Source organism: Serratia sp. (in: enterobacteria), from assembly GCF_046715635.1.
Lineage (GTDB): Bacteria > Pseudomonadota > Gammaproteobacteria > Enterobacterales > Enterobacteriaceae > Chania.
On sequence record NZ_JBKJYW010000523.1, the window covers coordinates 1 to 5583 of the forward strand.

Here is a 5583-nt window from a genome sequence, read left to right on the forward strand (position 1 = left end):
CCGCACATTTTGCCGTGGATCGCCATCTGTGGTACAGCCTTTCATTGATTAGCAGGAGTAATAATTTATGTATCGGAGAACAGGTTTGCGGCTGGAGGGGCTGACCAGCCTGGGATCTTGACTGGTCGCTTGTTGAAGCGGCATCCTGTGTTGGATATCATCCAGGCTCGCCAGTGGATTGAACAGCAGATGCGTCTGGCTGGTTGCCGGGCCACAGCGCTGTGTGCCTCGATGGGGCCGGTGCGTTTGGTGGGTTGCTCGCAGTCATTTGCTGCGCTCAAACGTTGATCTAATAAGGTCACTTCCATGCATCGCCAAACGATAAAGCATAATATTGGTTTCGATGAATATTCAGCCAAATTAAACCTGTTACTCTGTGCTTTTTTTATGTAGCATAAATAAACGGGTGTGTTATCACTATAATTACAAAAATGCATAATACATTACATAACTATCATATGTATGAATAATAAATTTGCTTTGATTGTTGTTGACCAGGTTTTTTGAATGTTTTATTCACTTCATGAATAAGATGTAATGACTGCTGCGGGGGAGAATATGGCCTCATTCGAGGCTCTCTGTCGGGATGGATTAGATTATCTACGGCACATTGTCTGAATGTCATACCAAAAATGGCCCTCATTTATCTTTTTATCGACGGGTACGTTTTAGCTTCTCAGGTTAATGAAAGCAGTAATTAATCAAAGGGATTTGTCATATGACTAAAAACATCGAGGTCATCACATGGGAATTGCCACTGTCTAAGGGCAATCATCATGTTGATACACCATCCGAATATCTGCAAAAACTGTCCAATGCCAGCAATGGTTTTTATCCCATGGGGGCGAATAGCCTATGGCATGGAGGGATCCATCTGGATAGCGGCACAGGCCTCACTGCCCGTAGTGCCATAGGCTGTATTGCTGATGGCGAGGTGATTGCCTACCGAATCGATAATAGCTATCCCATGGTGACGGCACAGGTTGCCAAATCAGAACCGGTACAGGAAGGGGGGGAACCGAACTTCCAGGAAGAGAAAGCTTATTTCTCCAGCGGGTTTGTCCTGGTTAGACACCGGCTAAATATGCCATCCATCGAGGGGGCGGAAACGCCCTCATCGCAAACGCATAGCCTGACGTTTTACAGCCTATATATGCACTTATGTCACTGGCCGTTTTATCAAGCCAATGGTGAATTGCCGCGTCCCGCTTATTGGGGCGATCCTATTGAGTTTGAGGTGGGTGAGCAGTCTAAGGATAAAATATCGGGTTGCGTAGTGAGACAGGACGGTTCCAGAACCCCCAAATTAGCCCTACTGCCCAAAGATACGGTTGTTACCATTGGAGAACCACATCGCCAGCATAAGGGCTGGTATCAATTAAACAGCATTGATGAGGGAGAGGCCCTGAATATTCCCCCGAATACCCAGAGTGTGTTGGGGTATTATGTTTACCCTGGGGAAATGACCCAGCTGGAAGGCTCTCAGTATCAGGTAGCTGGAAAACTCCCTGATAGTGATGAGCGTTTATTAGGGCAGAGTGTTTATGCCGAACCGCAGAAAGCGGCCAGCCTGCTATTAAGCGTGTTGCCTCGTGGGGCTAAAGTACAGATTGGAGATAAAAAAGGCCGCTGGGGTAAAATAGAGAAGCTGCTTATGGGTAAGGCTTACCCGGCATTGCCAAAAAATGATGACGGGAACTTACAGGGTTGGATTGATCTCACCCCATTAACGGCGGTGATTAAGCCGTTGAAAATGGGTGAGGTGAAGGTGCTGGATACGCCTCATCCGGTCAAAGTGGGTGAGCTAATGGGCTATCCGGGGGTTTATCACGCATTAAGTGCTTCTGAACAGGCAACCGATAGCCCGTTATTGGTTCATCTCGAAGTCTTTACCCCAGAAGAGATGCCAGCCTTTATAGCTCGTACCCAGGCACGGGCAGCGCAACAGACAGAGGATAAAAAAACGCTGCTTAAGGTCAACCGTGGTGCCGTATTGTATCAGGTTCCCACGGCGGATAACGACCTTGCCGCTGATATGCAGGTCGTCAGGGTAGGCCAATCCAAAGCACATGGGAAATGGCTGGAGGTCAACAAGCAGCGGATTGGCGTCGTTGATAAAAAGTATTTAAGCCATTTTCGCTCGATAAGCAAAAAACCGATCAAAGGGGAATATACGATCGGTGCGGCGCATAAATCCTCTGTTGCCATTGTATTGAACGTCGAGCTGGCGGAAATACCGGATAAAGTATTTTTTTATGGTGAATGCCTAAATAGTGCCGGAGAACGGGTGACGACTACCTCACCAGGCGCGGCACACCCGCTGAGGGAAATACACTTTACGCCGAAGAATGACACGGCCTCTTATTGGGTTGAGGCTACAAATCTGGATGCCAAAGGTCACAAGATCGACCCGGCTAACAAGATACCTGCCTGGAGCCAATATCCTTTGCTCGCGGATAATAAGCCAGCAGGTACGGTCTATTTTGAGCAGGTTTTTACCCGCAGTGAGATTGAAGAAAGCGAACATTGGGCCATCGATCCAGAAGGGGCCTTCTGGTGGCAACTGAAAACCGGTAACAAGGACAGCGTGATCGGCACGGACAGTTTTGGAGAAGTGGAAGGATGGGTTAGGGGCACAGCTCCTGGGGTCACTCGCCATCATCCGTGGGAATGGCCCTTGTTTCATACATTACAGGAGACGGCCACTCCTGCACAGAAGCTGGAACGTAACCACCGGCTGCGATTAGATCCGGCAGACCGCACGTCATTAGTGCAAACGCTGTATAAAATTTTAGGCGGAACGACGCGACAGGTGGCGGATAGCGAGGAACAGGAAGACGCCAATCTGCTCACAACGGAGAATTTAAAGACGGCGCTAAGGTATCCTTGGTTATCGCAGCAGTTTTCCCATCTGATGGTGAGTTATGAGAGTGAATGGTTTGCCGATCAGGGGCTGAGTAAATGGCATGAATTGGATAAGATGCTGAAAAAATATGCCTGTCAGCCCCAAGGGGAAACCGAAACGGCCGATGCCTATCAAAAACGCCTGGAGATAGAATTAGCACCTTGGCAGGCGGAAAAAGAACAGCGCATTAAAAAACTGCTTTGGTGGGATAAAGTGGCCGGTCAGCATGGTTTTCCTGCGGATGCGAAAGTATGGCATTTACATCCGCTGGGGATGGCAGAGAATTTTTGGGTCAGTGATAATGATCCAAGATGGTTAATGGTCCCAAGAGGGCAATTTACGTTTGACGTTGAGGGTAATGATATTGAGGGGCACCGTTATTTCAGTCGGGTTGCTCATTGGCCTGGTGGCGCGTCAGGCATCACCCTTGGCAGAGGTTATGATTTGGGGCAACGCATATCGACTCTGGCGAACGATCTTGCCGAGGTTGGTATTAGTGGTGACTTCTACGACTGGTTAATTGGTGCGGGAGGGCTACGTGGTGATGCGGCGAGAAAGTATTTAGAAAATGCCGGTCCGGAAATTAGACAGACGAAAATCACCAGAAAGCAGCAACATGATCTGTTTCTGCCGATTTATGACTCGAAGAAGGATGAAGTAATTAGAATATCGGCCAGCGCAGAGAATGTTGAATATTATGGTGATCTGGTTTGGGATGACCTAGATTCTAGAATGCAAGATATGGTCGTTGATTTAATTTATCGTGGAGATTACACCCCTCCGACAAGAGAGTACATTCAAGAGGCTATAGTTAAAAATGATATGGCTACATTTAGAGCTGCATTAGGTAACCGTACAATTTGGTTAAAGAATTTACCCGAAGATCGTTATCAAAGAAGAATTCACTATATGAGGTGATGAAATGAAAAAAATATTATTTTTCAGCTTGGTGTTTGTATCTCTGTCGGTATCAGCTAGAACTGAGAGAATAAACTACGAGCTAGCCACTGAAGTGAAATCCAAGAGAATGGGGGAGTATGTTGTAAGATATTTGAGAACATTAGGTAGCATGTGTATGGGGCATGTGCAAACTTTACACCGTGATAAGAAAAAAAATTGGTTTATCTATCAGAGTAAAACGCTATGTGAAATGGATGGTAAGTCGGCAACAACAGGTTTTGCATATGCTGGAATTAAAGAGCTTTTTTTTGAAGAAAACTCAATTCATATGGTGATCAGTACAATGCCATTAGTCACCGGGGGGGAGTACTTAAGAAACTGCACAATAAAAGTCAATAAGGGCAAATTTTCGCCTATGTCTTGTGATAAACCTGAACGTGTTCAAGGCTGATACTTAAGTTGAAATATCAATCAACAGTACAACCTGCTCTGACAGTGACTCCATATTCACAAAAGTAACTGTCAGAGCTTACGGCCTTTGAACTTTCCCTGCCCGATACGGCAAGCCACAGTAGAGCTAGTCCTCTTCTCGGGGAGTGAGCAAGAGCTACCGACTAGAAAATGCCAGGTCCAAGCGCCAACGGGCAGAACAGGTAGATGAACGGATAACGTCCCCATCACTAACCACTGGAAATGTTCTGCTGAATGTCAAATGTAGGATGTACAAGCGGCAAAACTCCCGCCATTATGAGGTAGATGGCGATGAGGCAGGAGCAGGTAACGGCCCTTGCGATTATCGTGATAATAAAAAACAGGGGAGGGCCAGTTCCGGGCCCGATTAAGCAATTAAGAGCAGACAGAGTCAAATAAGCGAATGATCCCACAAATTTCTCAGGCACCCGGCCTCGTTCAACGGGTGCTGGACTTTTTGGCCGCGTTAAAACAGAGCGGATTCAACGGCGATACCGCCACTAGCTATGCCGATAGGCTGACGATGGCGACGGATAACAGCATTTACCAGCTGTTGCCGGATGCGGTGGTGTTTCCCCGCTCAACCGCTGACGTGGCGCTAATCGCCCGGCTGGCCGACGAAGAGCGCTTCAAGGCGTTGACCTTCAGCCCACGGGGTGGCGGCACCGGCACCAATGGGCAGGCACTGAACACCGGCATTGTGGTTGATATGTCGCGCTACATGAACCGCATTCTGGACATTAACGTCGAGCAAGGTTGGGTGCGGGTTGAAGCCGGGGTGATTAAAGACCAGCTCAACCAGTATTTGCGGCCGTTCGGCTATTTCTTCGCGCCGGAGCTTTCCACCAGCAACCGTGCCACCCTTGGCGGCATGATCAATACCGACGCGTCTGGCCAGGGGTCGCTGGTGTATGGCAAAACCTCAGATCATGTGCTGGGGCTGAGGGCGGTGTTGCTGGGGGGCGACATGATCGACACCCGCGTCATGCCTACGCCGCTGGCGGAAACGATTGCTCAGGAAGACACGCCAGAAGGGCGGATCTACCACACCGTGCTGAACCGTTGCCGCGAGCAACGGGCACTGATCCTGGAGAAATTCCCCAAGCTTAACCGTTTCCTCACCGGCTACGATCTGCGCCACGTGCTGAGCGACGATCTGCAAACCTTCGATCTGACTCGCATTCTTACCGGTGCCGAAGGGACCTTGGCCTTTATCACCGAAGCGCGGCTGGATATCACGCCGCTGCCGAAGGTACGGCGGCTGGTTAACGTCAAATATGATTCTTTCGATTCGGCCTTGCGCAATG

4 protein-coding genes are annotated in these 5583 nt (G+C 48.7%); all 4 read left to right on the forward strand.

Annotated features, from left to right (window positions below):
• The first annotated feature begins 147 nt into the window (after positions 1–147).
• The gene (locus ACLQ7H_RS26975) at positions 148–288 is read left to right on the forward strand and encodes a hypothetical protein (RefSeq protein WP_411755326.1); all 141 of its coding nucleotides are present in this window, start codon (positions 148–150) and stop codon (positions 286–288) included.
• A gap of 430 nt (positions 289–718) precedes the next feature.
• A complete protein-coding gene (locus ACLQ7H_RS26980; RefSeq protein ID WP_411755327.1) occupies positions 719–3823 on the forward strand; it encodes a hypothetical protein in 3105 nt (1034 codons plus the stop codon).
• Positions 3824–3827: 4 nt separating this feature from the next.
• The gene (locus ACLQ7H_RS26985) at positions 3828–4256 is read left to right on the forward strand and encodes a hypothetical protein (protein WP_411755328.1); all 429 of its coding nucleotides are present in this window, start codon (positions 3828–3830) and stop codon (positions 4254–4256) included.
• A 423-nt stretch (positions 4257–4679) separates the two neighbouring features.
• On the forward strand, positions 4680–5583 hold a 904-nt coding region (locus ACLQ7H_RS26990), incomplete at its 3' end, for an FAD-binding oxidoreductase (protein ID WP_411755329.1).

Excerpts from the sequence above, each read along its gene's own strand:
- ACLQ7H_RS26980 (WP_411755327.1), top strand. The coding sequence starts at position 719 with ATGACTAAAAACATCGAGGTCATCACATGGGAATTGCCACTGTCTAAG.
- ACLQ7H_RS26985 (WP_411755328.1), top strand. The coding sequence starts at position 3,828 with ATGAAAAAAATATTATTTTTCAGCTTGGTGTTTGTATCTCTGTCGGTA.